The sequence below is a fragment of the Nocardia sp. 852002-20019_SCH5090214 genome (assembly GCF_001665865.1).
Lineage (GTDB): Bacteria > Actinomycetota > Actinomycetes > Mycobacteriales > Mycobacteriaceae > Nocardia > Nocardia nova.
Genome location: NZ_LZMK01000022.1, coordinates 1 through 16712 on the forward strand (window position 1 = coordinate 1; position 16712 = coordinate 16712).

Genomic DNA, 16712 nt, shown 5'->3' on the forward strand with positions numbered 1-16712 from the left:
GTCGGGAGAGGAGGAGGAAAGGTCGGGGAGGGAGCCGATGTCTGCGGCTGGCCGGGGGATGCGGAGAACGCGAGTGTCAGCGCGACGAAGGACGCCGTGATCGCTGCGGCAGCGATCGACCCGATGCGGGTCGTACGGCGGGCCATCCACGGAGCTCGTTCCGATACGAGTTTCTTCATGCGATGTTCCTCCAGGTTGTGTGGAGCGACGCATACGCGGCCGGTAGCAAACCCCTCCCGACCCGACCGTGAGCCTGTAATGGCAGGTCAGAAGCGCAGCGGGTGACCGACCGTGGGTTCACAGCATACGTCCGGGTACGCGTCGTATCCGGTAGCGACAGCCCGGCGGGGCACCGGATCTTCTCGTCTCGGACCGGTCGCTGATCGCGCCGAGACAGATTCCACATCCGCCTTTGTTCCGGGAGGACGAATTTCGGGCGGAACGCCGGTCGAGGTGGGCGTTCGGGGCCTACCGTCCGTGGTGTGACGAAGGCGCACGACGGTGAGGTCGGTTCGGGAGAATATGTGGCCCGGATCGCCGCGCGGATGAACGAGCAGGTGACCGGGGTCAGCTCGCTCATCAAGGATGCGCTCGAACAGCTCATACCGGAGTTGCGGGGGGATGCGCGGACGGTGGAGTTGCTGGGGGCGAGTGTCGAGGGGAATGTCGACACGATTCTGCATGCGCTGCGGCACGGCATCGCGGTGGAGCGGATCACCGCGCCGACCGCCGCGCTGGAATACGCCCGGCGGCTCGCGCAGCACGGGGTTCCGGTGAACGCGCTGGTGCGGGCGTATCGGCTGGGGCAGCGGCGGTTGACCGAGCTGGTCTTCGCGGAGTTACACGCCATAGATATGGAGCCGACCACCCGGATCGCGGTGATCGAGGAGATCACCGACGTGCTGTTCGCCTACATCGACTGGATCTCACAGCAGGTCGTCGCGGTCTACGAGGAGGAACGCGAGCGGTGGCTGGAGAACCGGAACAGCGTGCGCGCCATGCGAGTCCGCGAGATGCTGGCCCAGGACACGGCCGTCGACGTGGACGACGCCACCGCCGCGATCCGGTATCCGTTGCGCCGGCATCACGTGGCGATGGTGCTCTGGTACCCGGACGCCGACTCCGACAGCGACGACCTGGCCCGGTTGCAGCGGTTCGTCCGTGAACTGGCCGGTGCCGTCGATGCCGCCGCCGCTCCGCTGTTCGCCGCGGCCGACCGCACCAGCGGGTGGGTCTGGTTGCCGTTCACCTCGGATCCCGGCGATCCGGCCGAGCAGATCCGCCGGTTCGCCCTCGGCCGGCCCGATACTCCGCACATCGCGATCGGGGCGGTGGGGGTGGGAGTCGACGGGTTCCGCCGGTCCCACCGCCAGGCCCAGCAGGCCCGCGCCGTGGCGGCACGGCGCGGGCCCGAGGACAAGATCGTGGCGTCCACCGATCCCGGATTGATGGCGGCCGCCTTACTCGGCGGGAATCCGGCCGCGGTCCGGGACTGGGTGGCCGACGTTCTCGGTCCACTGGCCACCGACACCGCGAGCGATGCGCGGCTGCGCGACACCCTGCGGGTATTTCTCCGGACCGGGTCCAGTTACAAGGCGGCCGCGCAGGAACTGGATCTGCACTACAACTCGGTGAAATACCGGGTGGGCCGGGCCGTGTCGCGGCGTGGCCGGCCCATCGCCGACGCCCGGCTCGACGTGGAACTCGCACTGCTGGTGTGCCACTGGTACGGCAAGACGGTCCTCACTCGCTGACCATCGAACGCGCTCCGAGGTCTCGGCGCGTGATCTTTGTCTCGCAGAGACAAGACTTCGGCAGTAATTCGTCCACGGACGACGGTGTGGTCCAGCTCACTGATTCCTAGCGTTGACGTATCCGTTCGACACCGAGGATTCAGGACCCGTCCATGCACCTTTCCGAGTTGCCCGACCTTCGAAGCCGCCACGATCCCGGCGCACCCTGTGTGGCCGACGATCAGGTCGAGTTGACCAACGCCGAATTCGCCGACGCGGTGCGGCGGGCCGCCACCGCGTTTGCCGCACAGGGAGTTTCGCCCGGTGACGTGGTCGCGGTGATGCTGCCGAACACCGTGACGCTGGTGGTATCCCTGTTCGCCGCATGGCGTCTGGGCGCCGCGGTGACGCCGATCAATCCGTCGCTCGTTCCGGCCGAGGTCGGCTTTCAGGGCGCCGACGCCGGCGCCAAGGTCCTGGTCACCGATCGGCCGATGGATATCGGGATCACCGTGCTCACCCCGGCCGAGCTCACCGCGCCCCCGCCCGCCGATACCACCGCCGAAGTCCGCGACGACGCGCTGGCCCTGCTGGTCTACACCAGCGGGACCACCGGGCGGCCCAAGGGCGTGATGCTCGACCACGCGAATCTGAAGGCCATGTGCGCCATGGTGATCGGCGCCTTCGAACTCACGGCCGCCGACCACAGCCTCCTGATCCTGCCGCTGTTCCACGTCAACGGGATCGTGGTGAGCACCCTCGCCCCGCTGCTCGCCGGTGGGCGCACCACGATCGCGGGCCGGTTCGCCCCCGGCACGTTCTTCGCCCGGCTCGAACGCAGTGGCGCCACCTACTTCTCTGCGGTGCCGACCATCTACACGATGCTGGCCGACCTGCCGCCGGAGGTCACCCCCGATACCTCGGCGGTGCGTTTCGCGGTGTGTGGCGCGGCGCCTGCCAGTGCCGAACTGCTGCGGAAGTTCGAAAGCCGTTACGGCATATCGATCGTCGAGGGTTACGGATTGTCCGAGGGCACCTGTGCGAGCGTGGTCAACCCGCTGCGTGGCCGCCGCAAGCCGGGCACGGTCGGTCTCCCGCTGCCCGGCCAGTCCATCCGCATCGCCGACCCGGACGGCACACCGGTCGCCGACGGCGCCGCGGGCGAGGTCCTGATCCAGGGCCCGAATGTCATGCGTGGCTACCTGAATCGGCCGGAGGACACGGCTCGCACAGTTGTCGACGGCTGGCTGCGCACCGGCGATATCGGCCGGATCGACGAGGACGGCTATCTCGTCCTGGTGGACCGCGCCAAGGACATGATCATCCGGGGCGGCGAGAACATCTATCCCAAGGAGATCGAGAGCGTCGTCTACCAGCTGCCCGAGGTCGCCGAGGCCGCGGTGGTCGGCCGGGCCAGCGAGCTCTACGGCGAGGAGCCGGTGCTGTTCCTCGCCCTGAATTCCGGCGCCACTCTCACCGCCGAACAGGTGCTCGCCCATACCCGGCGCAATTTGTCGAAATACAAACTGCCCGTGGCGATCACTTTCCTCGACGACCTGCCCAAGAACGCCGTCGGCAAACTCGACAAACCGTCGCTGCGCCGCGTGCCGACCGCCTGATCCGCCCCCACGAGAAGGAGATATTCCGATGGGATTCACCAAGCCGGATCTGCCGGCCGTCGATCCGGACACATTCCTGCAGCAACCGCTGATGGAGCGCATGCGCATCCTCGGCGCCGATTGGGCCGAGAACGGCTTCGGCTCACCGAAAATGGTGCATTGCGTCTACATCCTCAAGTTGATCGTGCTCTACGCGATCGGCGGAATCACCGTGGCCACACTGACTTCCGGCCTGCCGGCGTTCTGGCATGTCGCCGAATGGTGGAATCAGCCGATCGTCTATCAGAAGGCCGTCGTCTGGACGGTGCTGCTGGAGGTTCTCGGCCTCGCCGGTTCCTGGGGCCCGTTGGCCGGCAAGGTCAAACCGATGACCGGCGGCATCCTCTTCTGGGCCCGGCCCGGCACGATCCGGCAACGCCCGTGGGCGTGGATGCCCGGCACCGGCGGTGATCGCCGCACCTGGTTCGACGTCACCCTGTATCTGGCCCTGCTCGCGAGTTTGGTGATCGCGCTGGTTCTGCCCGGCGCGCACAGTGATTCGCTCGCGGCGGTACTTCCGGACAACACCTCCGGGCTCATCGCGCCCGCCGCGCTGACGGCGCCGATCGTGCTGCTGATCCTCAACGGCCTGCGCGACAAGGTCGTCTTCCTCGGCGCCCGCGGCGAGCAATATCTGCCGGCGCTGATCGCGTTCACGGTGTTCCCGTTCGTGAACATGATCGTCGCGTTGAAACTGCTGATCGTGGTCGTCTGGGTGTGCGCCGGCTTCTCCAAACTCGGCAAGCATTTCTCCAACGTGGTGCCGCCGATGGTGTCCAACAGCCCGTCGGTGCCGTTCAAATCGGTGAAACGCGCGCACTACAAGGATTTCCCGCGCGATATGCGTCCCTCCGGCATCGCGCATTTCATGGCCCACGTCAACGGCACCTGCGTGGAGATGCTGGTTCCGCTGGTGCTGTTGTTCTCCACGAACAAGTGGGTGACCCTGGTCGCGGTGCTGATCATGGTGATCTTCCACCTCTTCATCGTGTCCACCTTCCCGCTGGCGGTGCCGTTGGAATGGAACGTGCTGTTCGCCTACGCCACCGTCTTCCTGTTCCTGGGCTTCCCCGCCTGGAACGGATACGCCGTGTGGGACATGTCGCCGGTGTGGCTGGTCGTTCCGGTGGTCGCCGCGCTGCTGTTCTTCCCGGTGCTCGGCAATCTGCGGCCCGACAAGGTCTCGTTCCTGCCGTCGATGCGGCAGTACGCGGGCAACTGGGCCTCGGCGGTGTGGACGTTCACCCCGGGCGCCGAGGAGAAGTTGAACCGGGTGACCCGCTCGGCCCGCAATCAGATCGATCAGTTCATCGAATTCGGTTACGAACCGCAGTGGGCGGAGATCACCTTGCAGAAGACGATTGCCTGGCGCACCCTGCACAGCCAGGGGCGGGGCCTGTTCTCGCTGCTGATCTCACGGCTGCCCGATATCGATTCGCGCACGGTCCGGGAGGGGGAGTTCCTCTGCAACTCGATCGTGGGGTTCAATTTCGGTGACGGCCACTTCCACGACGAGGAGATGATCCGCGCGGTGCAGGACGAGGCTCGCTTCGAACCCGGCGAATGTGTGATCGCCTGGGTGGAGTCGGAGGCGTTCGGCAGCGGCGTGCAGCACTACAAGCTGATCGACGCCGCGCTGGGCGTGATCGAACGCGGCACCTGGAATGTCGCCGATGCCGTCGCCGAGCAGCCGTGGCTGCCCAACGGTCCGATTCCGTTGCGGCCCATCTGGGTTCGCCCGGTGCAGACCGAGCCCAGCCAGGACGATTTCGGAGTGGTGGCGTGACAACCGCACTGGTGGTCGGCGGCGGGCCCAACGGGCTCGCCGCCGCCGTCGCCCTCGCCTCCGAAGGTGTCGAGGTCACCGTGCTCGAGGCTGCCGAGCAGATCGGCGGCGGTACGCGCAGCTGCGAGGCCATCGTTCCTGGTCTGCTGCACGATCACTGCTCGGCCATCCACCCGATGGCCGTCGGGTCACCGTTCCTCGCCGGCCTGGGGCTCGACCGCTACGGACTGACCTGGCGGTTGCCCGAGATCGACTGTGTGCATCCGCTCGACGACGGCAGCGCCGGGGTGCTGTACCGCTCGGTCGAGCAGACCGCGGCCGGGCTCGGTCGCGACGGCTCGCGCTGGCGACTGGCATTCGACCGCCCGGTGCGCCGCTACGACGCGCTGAGCGAGGACATCATGCGCCCGCTGCTGCGCGTACCGCATCACCCGCTGACGTTGGCTCGCTTCGGGATACCGACGCTGCTGCCCGGTTCGGCCTTCGCCCGGGTGTTCCGCACCGAGCAGGCGCGGGCACTGTTCGGAGGCGTTGCGGTCCATGCCTTCCGGCCGCTGCACCATCCGCTCACATCGGCCGTCGGCCTCGGCATCCTCACCGCCGGTCATCGGCACGGCTGGGCGGTGGCCGAAGGCGGATCACAGGCGATTGCGGATGCGCTGGCGGCGCTGCTGGCGGAGCTGGGCGGAAAGATCGAGACCGGGGTGCGGGTCGAGTCGGCGGCACAGTTGTCGCCGGCCGACATCACCATGTTCGATCTGGCGCCCGATGCCGTCGCTCGTATTCTCGGCGATCGGTTACCGCGACGAGTTCGGCACGCGTTCGCCCGTTTCCGGCGCGGGCCCGGGGCCTACAAGGTCGACTTCGCGGTCGCCGGTGGGGTGCCGTGGACCGCTCCGCACGCGCACCGGGCGGGGACCGTGCACCTCGGCGGGACCTACGCGGAGGTGGCCGCCGGTGAACGCGAGATCCACGCGGGCCGGATGCCCGAGCGTCCTTTCGTACTGGTCGGGCAGCAGTATCTGGCCGATCCACAACGTTCGGCCGGTGACATTCACCCGGTGTGGAGTTACGCTCATGTGCCCAACGGCTATTCGGGCGATGCGACCGAGGCGATCATCGCGCAGATCGAGCGGTTCGCCCCCGGCTTCCGGGAACGCATTGTGGGACAGGCGGTTCGCTCGACCACCGAGATGGCCGTGTACAACCCGAACTATGTCGGCGGCGACATCATGACCGGCGCCAAGGACATTCGCCAGCTGATGTTCGGACCGCGAACCACGTTGTCCCCCTATAGCCTCGGCGTTCGCGGCATGTATATCTGCTCGGCAGCGACCCCGCCCGGACCGGGCGCCCACGGCATGTGCGGCGCCAATGCCGCCCGGCTCGCGGTGGCCGAACTGGTGGACCGGTAGGCGAGCCGCTCCGGCGGCTCGGAAACTCCGCGCCGTCCTCACTTCAAGACGTTGACCGCCCGCGCGATGACCAGTGCCGCGGTGATCAGCGACAACGCGGATTCGGCCATCATCAGCGTCTTGGCCCAGCGCGTCATCGGCATCACATCGGTGGGGCTGAACGCGGTGGCATTGGTGAACGACAGGTAGAGGTAGTCGAGGAATTCCGGCTCCCAGTCGGCGGGGGAGAGCTCGGGATTCTGCATCTGGACGAACAGGAAATCGGGTAGCTGTTCGCGGGCGTGCGCCCGTGCGGCCGGGCCGCCGCGATCGAGTTCCCAGAACCAGAGCGCGAATACGGTGACGTTGGTCAGCCAGATCGCCGCGCCGGAACCGAGCAGGACCGGCGGATCGTTGCTGAGCGTGCCGTTGATCAGGCCGGCCACCAGCCGGAACACCGACCAGGCGGTGGCGATGCCGAGCAGCGCCGACAACCCCAGGCTGCACCAACGCAGCCAGATCTCCTCACGGTCCAGGCGCACCGGGCTACTCGCCACCAGCACGATCAGCAGCACCGTTTCCAGCATCGGCAGCAGCCAGACCGGGCGCAGCTGAAAGTGATCGGGTAGCAGCACTTGCAGGACGATGATGCCCACCATCGCGGCCGTCGCCGCCCAGCGTGATTCGCCGGCCGTGCGGCGTGCCCACGCCGGAACGTCGTCGGTGTCGTTCTCGGAACCGCTCACCCGTGCAGTATTGCCCGCTGCGTGCCCGTCGGCAGCATGGCACGCGCTCGGGTCGCTACCGGTCGGTGGCCGCCACGTCGCCCACCGCGAAGACGTCGTCGAACCCACGACGCGCAGGGTCGGCAGCACCCCCGATGACGACCCGAGGTCCGGTCATGCCGCTCGTTTCCGCGGCGGCAGGGGAACGAATACCGAAACCCTGTGCACCACATCCCGATACGCCGGCCGCCGCTGCAGGCTGCGCTGTTCCATCATCGGAATGCTGACGCCCACGAACATCGCCACCATGGTCACCACCCCCGCGAGAACCCACCAGCTGCCCGGGGCCGCCGCGAGCCCGAACAGGCCGAACGAGAGCCAGACGCCGCACTCGCCGAAATAGTTCGGATGCCGCGACCACGCCCACACCCCGCGGTCCATGACCTGGCCGGGCGATGTGGTGGCGGCGAAGCGATGCATCTGCAGGTCGGCGACGGTTTCCAAGGCAACCGCACCCGCACCGATCACGACGGCGACGATATCGAGCGCACCGAACGGTTCGCCGGCGCGCGTCGCCACCACGTACACCGGAATCAGCCCGGCGAACACCTGCAGCGTCGGAAAGACGTGGATTCCGAACAGATCCGCGACGAAGGCGAACCTGCCCGCTCGTTCGCGCACCATCGGATAGCGCCAATCCTCATGGTGCATACCGGGAAAGGTCGTCACCCAGTTGGCGGTGAGCCGCACCGCCCACACCAGCATGACGGCCATCATCAGCCACCAGCGGGTCGTATTCGACGGCTCGTCGCTGCGAATCCACCAGTAGAAGGCCAGCAGGGGCGGGATCACGCTCCAGTACGGGTCGTAGAAGCTGGAATTCCGGTAGATCCGGCTGAATACGAAGATCACAACCGTGGCGATCAAGTCGGCGATCAGGCCGTTCAACCACAGCTGTCCGGTATCCGGCCCCCACAGCAGCCAGGCGAGACCCGCGACGACGGCTACGACATAGGCCAGCGCGACTCGAACCAGGGCGCCCACTCTGCTCATGAGCGCACTCTAGGCATTGCGCGGCCGAGCGGAGCCGGATTCGGACAACAGCCGCAGCTCCGCCGAATCGACGCCGCACGAGAAATTCGCCCTAGCGGGAAACGAATCGATCCAAGCGGCGCCCGGTTTCCTCGGTGTGGATGAGTGCCCCGATTTCGGTGCGCTCCAAGCCGTACCCGTCTCCGGTGCCCGCCGCGTCGATACACCGTTTGGCGGCGGTGTAGGCATCCGCGGGAAGATCGGCCAGGCGTTCGGCGAGCGTCATCGCCGTGGCTGCCGCATCGTCGACGGCCCAGTGCACGAGGCCGAGCCGCTCGGCCGTCGTCGCGTCGATCAGCTCCGCGCCGAGAATCAGCCGGTACGCGGTGGCCGGTCCGACCAGGCGGGTAAGCCGCTGAGTGCCACCGGCTCCCGGCAGCAAACCGATTCCGACCTCGGGCAACCCGATCTTGGCGGTAGCGCGCGCGACCCGGAAATCGCAGGCGAGGGCGAGTTCGAATCCGCCGCCGGTGGCCGCACCGCCGATCTCGGCGATCGTGGGTTTTTCCAGTGCCGCCAGGGCCGCGAACGCATCCTGCAGCAGCAGGCAGAACTTCTCCAGCCGCACACCCCGGTCGGGCAGTTCCCGCCACGAATCCATCATGGCGATATCGGCACCCGCGCAGAACACCTTCGCCGCACTGCGCACCACGACCGCACGCACCGCCGGATCGGCGCCGAATTCGGCTACCGCGGTGGCGAATTCACCGGCCTGTTCCTCGTCGAAGGCATTGACCGGCGGGCGGTCGAGGGTGAGGACGCCGACGGCGCCGGTACGAGACAGCGTGACCGACAAGATATTTCACTCCATGAGATGTCGATAGCGCTCGGCGACTCCGGGGGCGAGCACGGTGGGCAGCACGAAACGTACCTGTGCCCGGATGTACTGCTCGACGGTGTAGCGCGGCGCGAAATGCCAATGTTTGAGGGCCCAGGCGTGGGCGAGCATCATCAGGTTGAAGACGACGAGATCCGGATCGAGGTCGTTCATCAGACCCGCCGCGATACCCGCCTCGACGGCGGCCCGCAGCGGGGCGGAGGTTTCGACCTCGAGCTCCTTGATCCGTTCGCGGCCCTCCGGATCGAGGGTCCGGCTCTCCCGATAGGTCAGGACCACGGCGTCGAGATTCTCGTCGACGATTTCCACGTAGTGCCGGAAACCGGCGACGAGCCGCTCCACCGGATCGTCGCCGACCGCGTCCATGGCCGGAGCCAATTCGTTCCGGAAGGCGTCGAGAATATCGACGATCGCCGCGAGCAGCAGGTCTTCCTTACCGCCGAAATACTTGTAGATGAGTCCGACGCTCACATCGGCCTGATCCGCGAGCGCCTGCATCGACATCTGATGAAAGCCCGTGGTCTGCATGACGGCGACGGCCGCGTTGAGGAGTTGGCGCCGGCGCGAGCTGGTTCGCACCGCGCGCACCGCCTCCTCGAGTTCCATCGGTGCGGATCGCTTCGCCATCGGGCATACCCTTCCGTATCTGCGCAGTCGAATGAACGACGGTTCACTCAACTCTAGAGTGGTCCACCGAAAATCAGATGCCCAGCTCCTTCGCGATGATCGTCTTCATGATCTCGGTGGTGCCGCCGTAGATGCTCTGAATACGCGCGTCGACGAAGGCCCGCGAGACCGCGTATTCGCGCATATACCCGTAGCCGCCGTGCAACTGCAGGCAGCGGTCGGCCACTCGCATCTGTAATTCGGTGGTCCACCATTTCAGCCGGGCGGCGCGGGCCGCGGTGAGGCCGCCGGAAATGTGTTCGGCAAGGCAGTCGTCGAGGAAGGTCCGCGCGATATCGAGTTCGGTCGCCAATTCCGCCAGCACGAATTGCGTGTTCTGGAAGCTCGCGATCGAGGCGCCGAAGGCCTTGCGTTCGCGCACGTAGTCCAGGGTGTGCGCGAGCACTCCCTCGGCCGCCGCGACCGCGCCGACCGAGAGCGACAACCGCTCCTGCGGCAGATTCCGCACCAGCTGATAGAAGCCCTCGCCGTCGGCGCCGAGCCGGTTCGCCACCGGCACCCGCATCTCGGTGAAGGTGAGTTCGCTGGTGTCCTGGGCGTGCAGGCCGATCTTCTCCAGGTTGCGGCCGCGGCCGAATCCCGGTGTGTCGGCCTCGACGACCAGCAGCGTCAGCCCCTTGTGCTTGTCCTCGCCGGTGCGGACCGCGACCACGAACAGGTCACCGTTCTGCCCGTTCGAGATGAAGGTCTTGCTGCCGTCGACCACGTAATACTCGCCGTCGCGTACGGCGGTGGTGCGAATGCCGGTGAGATCGCTGCCCGTACCCGGTTCGGTCATGGCGATCCCCAGGACGGTCTCACCGGTGACGACGCCGGGCAGCCAGCGGGCCTTCTGCTCCTCGTCGGTGAGATCGGTCAGATAGGGCAGCACCACATCGTTCTGCAGGGAGAACGCGATACCCGCCGCGGCCGCACCCGCCCGCGTGATCTCCTCGATCACGATGGCGTGGTAGCGGAAATCCTCGACTCCCGGCCCACCGAAACGCTCCGGGACCGGGAAGCCGAGCAGTCCCAGCTTGCCCGCCTCGGTGAACAGCGATCGGTCCAGCCGGCCGGCGTGTTCCCAGTCCTCGTGGGCGGGCGCGACCGTCTGCCGGACGAAATCGCGGACCACGGAACGGAATTGGCGGTGTTCGGAGTCGTACTCCAGTCGTGCGTTCATGGGACCTCTTGTCAGCGGAAGGCGTTCTGGCCGGTGAAGGCCTGGCCGAGCACGAGTTGATGCATCTCCGGCGTCCCCTCGTAGGTGAGGACGGATTCGAGATTCACCATGTGCCGGATGATCGGATATTCGAGCGAAATACCGTTGCCGCCCAAAATGGTTCGCGCGGTGCGGCAGATCTCGATCGCCTCGCGGGTGTTGTTGAGTTTGCCGAAGCTCACCTGTTCGGGCCGCAGTCCCACCGAATCCTTGAGCCGGCCCAGATGCAGCGAAAGCAGTTGGCCCTTGTGCAGTTCGACGGCCATATCGGTGAGTTTGGCCTGGGTCAGCTGAAATCCGGCGATCGGACGTCCGAACTGATTGCGCTGCATCGAATAATCGCGAGCCGCTTGCCAGGCCGAGCGCGCCGCGCCCATCGAACCCCAGATGATGCCGTAGCGCGCCTCGGACAGACTCGACAGCGGCGCCTTGACGCCGCGGCCCTCGGGCATCATCGCCTCGGCGGGCAGGCGCACGTCGTCGAGGACCAGTTCGCTGGTGATCGAGGCGCGCAGCGACAGTTTGTGTTTGATGGTGTGTGCGCTGAAACCCTGGGTGTCGGTGGGGACGATGAAACCGCGGATGCCCTCGTCGGTGTTGGCCCACACCACCGCGACATCGGCGATCGAGCCGTTGGTGATCCACATCTTGCGCCCGTTGAGGATCCAGTCGTCACCGTCGCGCTTGGCGCGGGTCTGCATGGCCGCCGGATCGCTGCCCACATCCGGTTCGGTGAGGCCGAAGCAGCCGATGATCTCGCCCGTGGCCATACCCGGCAGCCACCGCTGCTTCTGTTCCTCCGAACCGTTGTTCCAGATGGAGAACATGGCCAGCGAGCCCTGCACCGAGACCAGCGAGCGGATACCGGAATCGCAGGCCTCGAGTTCCAGGCAGGCCAGACCGTAGTGCACGGCCGAGGCGCCGCTGCATCCGTAACCCTCGAGATGCATGCCGAGTACACCGAGCCTGCCGAATTCGCGGGCCAGATCGCGCGCGCCGGGCAGATCGCCGGCTTCGAACCAGTCGGCGATATGCGGGGTGATGTGCTCGGCGCAGAAGCCCCGCACACTGTCGCGCACGGCCCGTTCGTCCTCGGACAGCAGCGAATCGATGGCCAGCGGGTCGAGTGCGTCGAAGGCGGGGGGACGTTTCGCGCTCATGCGTTTTCCTTGTCCGGATAGGTGAACAGGCCGGCCGCGGCATCGTCGCGGGCCTGTTCGGTGAGTTTGTAATGCAATTTCTTGCCGGTGGCCGACACCGGCAGCGAATCCACGAAGCGGTAGGCGCGCGGGCGTTTGAACGCCGAGAGCATGGGATGGGTGCGGCAGTGCCGGTCCAGCTCCGCCACGCCCACTCCGGGCTCGGCGGCGACCACATAGGCCACCACCACCTGCCCCCAGCGCTCGTCGGGTATGCCCACCACCAGGCAATCGTCTACGCCGGGATGTTCGTTGAGCGCCTCCTCGACCTGGACGGGGTGGACGTTCTCGCCGCCGGACAGCAGCATGTCGTCCTTGCGTCCGACGATGGTGACGAATTCCTGCTCGTCCCAGGTGGCGAGGTCACCGATATACAACCAGCCGCGATGGAACTTGCGGGCCTCCTGATCGGGCGAGTCGACGTAGGCATTGGCGCCCTTCGGTGAGCGGACGATGACCTCGCCCACTTCCGTGCCGTCCTTGGCGACGGTCTCCTCCGGCTCGGCCAGCCGGTCGTCGAGTACCCGGACCACCGCCACGTCGTCGTCGATGCACGCGCGCCCGGCGGTTCCGGCCATGGCCGGCAGATCGGACGGGCGCAGGAAGGTGTTCCAGAATCCCTCGGTACTGCCGTATCCGTTGAAGATGTTGGGATTCAACACCTTCTGATAGCGCAGCGCCGCCTCGCGTTCCAGCGGAGCGCCCATCGTCACGATGCCGCGCAGGCTCGACAGGTCGCGGCGCCGGGCCTCCTGTGCGTGGGCGAGCATGGCCAGATTGGTCGGCGCGCCGATGAGGAAGGTCAGGCCGTAGCGCTGCACATGATCCAGGGTGGTGTCGGCGTCGAAGGCGCGCATCGGTACCAGGGAGGAGCCCAAGTAGAACGTGGGATTCGGTCCGGCGCAATACAATCCGCCGCGATGGAACCACGGGGTCATGTTCAGCGTCTTGTCCTCGGGCGACATCGGGAAATGCATGATGACGTCGTGTGCGCTGAAGATCTCCACCAGGCTGTTGAGCGGCACGCCCTTCGGCATCCCGGTGGTGCCGGAGGTGTACAGGCGGGTGGTCTCGTCCCACACCGTGCGATCCGGCTGGAGCGCCCGCGCCGTCGCCGCGACCAGGTCGTCGAAGCGGACCGCGCCCGGTAGTGGCTCACCCGGTCCCACCGCCACCAGCAGACCGGGCCGGAACTCGCTGCGCTCCAACGCCTCTCGCACCATCGGCGTGAGGTCGGTGTCGTAGACGAAGACCCGCGGACGGTTCGAAGCGAGGATGTAGGACGTCTCACCGGCGGCGAGCCGGAAGTTCATCGGCGAGCCGACTGCTCCGGCGGCCTGCGTCGCCAGATAGAGCTCGGCGAACTCGACCCCGTTGAACAGCTGATATGCCACGACGTCACCCGTCTCGACACCGGCGTCGGCGAGGCCGGTGGCCAGCCGGTCGACGCGGTCGCCCAGTTCGGCGTAGGTGACGGTCGTCCCGGTCGCCGGATCCTCGATCGCCGGGTGCTGGGCGTAGCGGTGGACGTTGCGCCGGAAACCGTTGAGGTAGGTGAAATCGTGTTCGAAGTACTGCCGGTAGGCATGGGCGTCGTACATCTGGTCCTCCGAAGTCGGCGCGGCGCTCAGCCGGCCATGGTGAGTCCGCCGCTGACGCTGAGCACCTGACCGGTGATGAACGACGCGTCGGGGGAGGCGAAGAACAGAGCCGGGGCGGCGACCTCCTCCGGCCGGGCGAGGCGGCGGAACGGAATCGCCTTGATCAGCGCCTCTTTCAGCTTCTCGTCCTGGGCCTGGAACAGCGGGGTGTCGGTCGGCCCGGGGCAGACGCAGTTGACGGTGATCGAGTAGCGGGCCATCTCGCGCGCCAGCGATTTGGTCAGGGCGATCACTCCGCCCTTGGCGCCGGCGTAGATGGTTTCCCCGGAGCTGCCGACGCGCCCGGCGTCGCTGGCCAGGTTGACCACCCGACCGCCGCCGGCCTCCACCATGCCCGGCAGGAACGCGCTGCACATGTGCACCGGCCCCAGGTAGTTGATCGCGACCACCTTCTGCGCGAATTCCGGTGTGGCGTTGAGGAATTTGTCGGTGCGGTCCCAGCCGGCGGCATTGACCAGGATGTTCGGCACCCCGACCTCGGCGTGCACCCGATCGCGCAGGGCCTGCACCTGCTCGGCGTCGGCGATGTCGACCTGCATGGCGAAGATGTGGTCGGACTGCTGTTCGGCGGTGCGCTTGGCGGCGTCGAGATCCAGATCGGCGGCCACGACCCGGTCGCCGCGGGCGGCCAGGGCCAGGGTGATCGCCCGGCCGATACCCGAACCGGCTCCGGTGACTACCGCAATGGTGTTGTCGCTCATCGTGTTCGGCTCCTCAGTTACCGGTGACCGCGCGGGCGGAGGGGAAGTTGGGGGCGCGCTTCTCGCGCAGGGCGGTATAGCCCTCGGTGACATCCGGGCCCATGAAGCAGAGCATTTCGTAGGCGGCGGACTGGTCGAAGATGGGACCGGCCTGCTTGAGCCAGTTGTTGAGCGCCTTCTTCGTCCACCGGATGGCCAGCTGGGAACCGCCGGCGAGCTTGCCCGCGACCGCGAGCGCGTCGTCGAGCACCTGTTCGCGCGGCACCGCGCTGGTGACCATGCCGATGCGCTCGGCCTCGGCGCCGACGACCATCTCGCCGGTCAGCAGGTAGTACTTGGCCTTGGCCATACCGGACAGCAGCGGCCACAGGATCGCCGCGTGATCGCCCGCGGCCACGCCGAGCTTCACGTGCCCGTCGCCCAGCTTGGCGTCCTCGGCGCAGATCGAGATATCGGAGAGCAGCGCCACCACCAGCCCGGCGCCGACCGCGACGCCGTTGATCGCGGCGACGACCGGCTTCTCGCAGTTGATCATGTTGTAGACCAGGTCGCTCATCTCCTGCAGCATGTTCGCCACCCGCTCGTGGTTACCGGCCATGCGCTCGACCATCGCCAGGTCACCGCCCGCGGAGAACGCTTTGCCGGCGCCGGTGATGACCGCGACCCGGGTTTCGGGATCGCCGGAGACATCCGTCCAGACCCGGGCCAGCTCGGCGTGCATCTGCTCGTCGGCGGCGTTGTATTTCTCCGGCCGGTCGATGGTGATCAGCAGGACGCCGTCGTCCAGGCGTTTGAACGTGAGCTGGGAGTAGGTCGAGAAATCCATTGCGCTTCCTTCTGCTCCGACGAGTCGGCGAGCGGACCACCGCCGAATGAGTGAACTAGCATTTGTTGTGAATGAACGTACATTCACCACGCGAGTGTGTCAAGGGCCACACTCGGCGGTGGATGCCCGCCGGGCGGCCCGACGTGCGGATTCACCGGTTGCCTGACAGGGCGGGCGCCGGGTGCGACGATGATCGGCATGGGCGATTCCGACGATCAGTGGTACTACTGCCTCAAGCATCACCGCGCCGAACAGAGCAAGCGGTGCTGGTTCGCCGACCGGATGGGGCCGTATCCGGACCGTGCCACCGCCGAGCGGGCGCTCGAGATCGTGCGCGAACGCAATGCCCGCGAGGATGCCCGCGACGGGAGAGACTGAGCCGCTCGTGCCCTCTCAGGTGGGTGGGCTACGGTTCTCCAGAGCACGTCGTGCCCGGATCCGGGCGCGCGCAGTCAGGTCGAATCGAGTGGAGGGCGACTTGTGAAGGTGACCGTGGTGGTGCCGACCTACAACGAGCGGGAGAACCTGCCGGTGGCGGTGGAGCGGCTGACCGCACTACCGGTCGCCGATCTGCACGTTCTGGTGGTCGACGACAACTCCCCGGACGGTACCGGTGAGGTCGCGGACAAACTGGCCGCCGAGCTGCCGTCCGTGGTGGGTGTGCTGCACCGGACCGAGAAGGACGGCCTCGGCCGTGCCTACATCGCCGGCATCACCGCGGCGCTCGACCAGGGCGCCGACGTGGTCATCCAGATGGACGCCGACCTCTCCCACCCGGCCGAGGTGATTCCGGCCATGTTGGAGAAGCTCGAGACCTCCGATGCCGGTGTGGTCCTGGGATCGCGCTACGTCGAGGGCGGCTCGACCGCGGCGGAGTGGAAGTGGTATCGCAAGGCCCTGTCGGCCTGGGCGAACTTCTACGTCAACGCGATCCTGCGGCTCGGCGTCAAGGACGCGACCGCCGGATTCAAGGCGTGGAAGGCGGAGACGCTGCGGGCCATCGATGTGGCCTCGATCCACAGCAACGGTTATTCGTTCCAGGTCGAGATGAACTACCGCACGATCAAGCAGGGTATTTCGATCGCCGAGGTGCCGATCCGCTTCGAGGAGCGCACCAAGGGCGCGTCGAAGATGAGCCTGAAGGTGCAGCTGGAATCGGCGCTGATGCCGTGGAAGCTGCTGTTCGGCCGTCGCGTCTAGCGGCTGGGGCG

At 67.0% G+C, this 16712-nt stretch carries 15 protein-coding genes; 6 read left to right on the forward strand and 9 right to left on the reverse strand.

The features are described from left to right. The first annotated feature begins 482 nt into the window (after positions 1 to 482). From A5780_RS02910 to A5780_RS02925, 4 genes are all read left to right on the forward strand, one after another. Complete coding sequence (locus tag A5780_RS02910; protein WP_063017029.1) at positions 483 to 1754, forward strand: CdaR family transcriptional regulator; 1272 nt, start codon at positions 483 to 485, stop codon at positions 1752 to 1754. A 152-nt stretch (positions 1755 to 1906) separates the two neighbouring features. Beyond that, positions 1907 to 3352: a class I adenylate-forming enzyme family protein gene (locus A5780_RS02915; RefSeq protein ID WP_063017030.1), complete on the forward strand. Its 1446-nt coding sequence runs from the start codon at positions 1907 to 1909 to the stop codon at positions 3350 to 3352. A 28-nt stretch (positions 3353 to 3380) separates the two neighbouring features. Next, the gene (locus A5780_RS02920) at positions 3381 to 5177 is read left to right on the forward strand and encodes a DUF3556 domain-containing protein (protein ID WP_064907638.1); all 1797 of its coding nucleotides are present in this window, start codon (positions 3381 to 3383) and stop codon (positions 5175 to 5177) included. Beyond that, complete coding sequence (locus tag A5780_RS02925) at positions 5174 to 6592, forward strand: NAD(P)/FAD-dependent oxidoreductase (protein ID WP_064907639.1); 1419 nt, start codon at positions 5174 to 5176, stop codon at positions 6590 to 6592. Before A5780_RS02920 ends, A5780_RS02925 begins: the two co-directional genes overlap by 4 nt. A gap of 38 nt (positions 6593 to 6630) precedes the next feature. Here the strand turns inward: A5780_RS02925 and A5780_RS02930 are convergent, their stop codons facing one another. From A5780_RS02930 to A5780_RS02970, 9 genes are all read right to left on the reverse strand, one after another. Next, positions 6631 to 7317: a DUF1345 domain-containing protein gene (locus A5780_RS02930; protein WP_030517465.1), complete on the reverse strand. Its 687-nt coding sequence runs from the start codon at positions 7315 to 7317 to the stop codon at positions 6631 to 6633. Positions 7318 to 7470: 153 nt separating this feature from the next. Further along, complete coding sequence (locus tag A5780_RS02935) at positions 7471 to 8349, reverse strand: DUF1295 domain-containing protein (RefSeq protein ID WP_063017036.1); 879 nt, start codon at positions 8347 to 8349, stop codon at positions 7471 to 7473. Between the two features lie 91 nt (positions 8350 to 8440). After that, positions 8441 to 9184, reverse strand: a complete 744-nt coding sequence (locus A5780_RS02940; protein ID WP_064904058.1) for an enoyl-CoA hydratase/isomerase family protein — start codon at positions 9182 to 9184, stop codon at positions 8441 to 8443. A 6-nt stretch (positions 9185 to 9190) separates the two neighbouring features. Next, positions 9191 to 9853 carry a TetR/AcrR family transcriptional regulator gene (locus tag A5780_RS02945; RefSeq protein ID WP_064907640.1) on the reverse strand — a complete coding sequence of 221 codons (663 nt, stop codon included), beginning with the start codon at positions 9851 to 9853 and terminating at the stop codon, positions 9191 to 9193. 73 nt (positions 9854 to 9926) lie between these two features. Beyond that, positions 9927 to 11075, reverse strand: a complete 1149-nt coding sequence (locus A5780_RS02950) for an acyl-CoA dehydrogenase family protein (protein WP_063017045.1) — start codon at positions 11073 to 11075, stop codon at positions 9927 to 9929. Between the two features lie 11 nt (positions 11076 to 11086). Further along, a complete protein-coding gene (locus A5780_RS02955; protein WP_030517470.1) occupies positions 11087 to 12274 on the reverse strand; it encodes an acyl-CoA dehydrogenase in 1188 nt (395 codons plus the stop codon). Continuing rightward, complete coding sequence (locus A5780_RS02960) at positions 12271 to 13914, reverse strand: class I adenylate-forming enzyme family protein (protein WP_064907641.1); 1644 nt, start codon at positions 13912 to 13914, stop codon at positions 12271 to 12273. The genes A5780_RS02955 and A5780_RS02960 overlap by 4 nt, the downstream gene beginning before the upstream one ends. Positions 13915 to 13940: 26 nt before the next feature. Then, entirely contained in the window at positions 13941 to 14675 is a 735-nt protein-coding gene (locus A5780_RS02965; RefSeq protein ID WP_064904054.1) for an SDR family NAD(P)-dependent oxidoreductase, read from the reverse strand. Positions 14676 to 14688: 13 nt separating this feature from the next. Next, positions 14689 to 15501 carry an enoyl-CoA hydratase/isomerase family protein gene (locus tag A5780_RS02970; RefSeq protein WP_063017050.1) on the reverse strand — a complete coding sequence of 271 codons (813 nt, stop codon included), beginning with the start codon at positions 15499 to 15501 and terminating at the stop codon, positions 14689 to 14691. Between the two features lie 198 nt (positions 15502 to 15699). Here A5780_RS02970 and A5780_RS02975 point away from each other — a divergent pair, with 198 nt between their 5' ends. Together A5780_RS02975 and A5780_RS02980 are read left to right on the forward strand one after the other, a co-directional pair. Then, positions 15700 to 15879: a hypothetical protein gene (locus A5780_RS02975; RefSeq protein ID WP_030517474.1), complete on the forward strand. Its 180-nt coding sequence runs from the start codon at positions 15700 to 15702 to the stop codon at positions 15877 to 15879. A gap of 120 nt (positions 15880 to 15999) precedes the next feature. Further along, positions 16000 to 16701, forward strand: coding sequence for a polyprenol monophosphomannose synthase (locus A5780_RS02980; RefSeq protein WP_036525684.1), 702 nt, complete (start codon positions 16000 to 16002; stop codon positions 16699 to 16701). The last annotated feature ends 11 nt before the right edge of the window (positions 16702 to 16712 follow it).

Coding starts and splice junctions, on each gene's coding strand:
- A5780_RS02955 (WP_030517470.1), bottom strand. CDS start 12,274: ATGAGCGCGAAACGTCCCCCCGCCTTCGACGCACTCGACCCGCTGGCC.
- A5780_RS02945 (WP_064907640.1), bottom strand. CDS start 9,853: ATGGCGAAGCGATCCGCACCGATGGAACTCGAGGAGGCGGTGCGCGCG.
- A5780_RS02970 (WP_063017050.1), bottom strand. CDS start 15,501: ATGGATTTCTCGACCTACTCCCAGCTCACGTTCAAACGCCTGGACGAC.
- A5780_RS02920 (WP_064907638.1), top strand. CDS start 3,381: ATGGGATTCACCAAGCCGGATCTGCCGGCCGTCGATCCGGACACATTC.
- A5780_RS02975 (WP_030517474.1), top strand. CDS start 15,700: ATGGGCGATTCCGACGATCAGTGGTACTACTGCCTCAAGCATCACCGC.
- A5780_RS02915 (WP_063017030.1), top strand. CDS start 1,907: ATGCACCTTTCCGAGTTGCCCGACCTTCGAAGCCGCCACGATCCCGGC.
- A5780_RS02950 (WP_063017045.1), bottom strand. CDS start 11,075: ATGAACGCACGACTGGAGTACGACTCCGAACACCGCCAATTCCGTTCC.
- A5780_RS02965 (WP_064904054.1), bottom strand. CDS start 14,675: ATGAGCGACAACACCATTGCGGTAGTCACCGGAGCCGGTTCGGGTATC.
- A5780_RS02960 (WP_064907641.1), bottom strand. CDS start 13,914: ATGTACGACGCCCATGCCTACCGGCAGTACTTCGAACACGATTTCACC.
- A5780_RS02935 (WP_063017036.1), bottom strand. CDS start 8,349: ATGAGCAGAGTGGGCGCCCTGGTTCGAGTCGCGCTGGCCTATGTCGTA.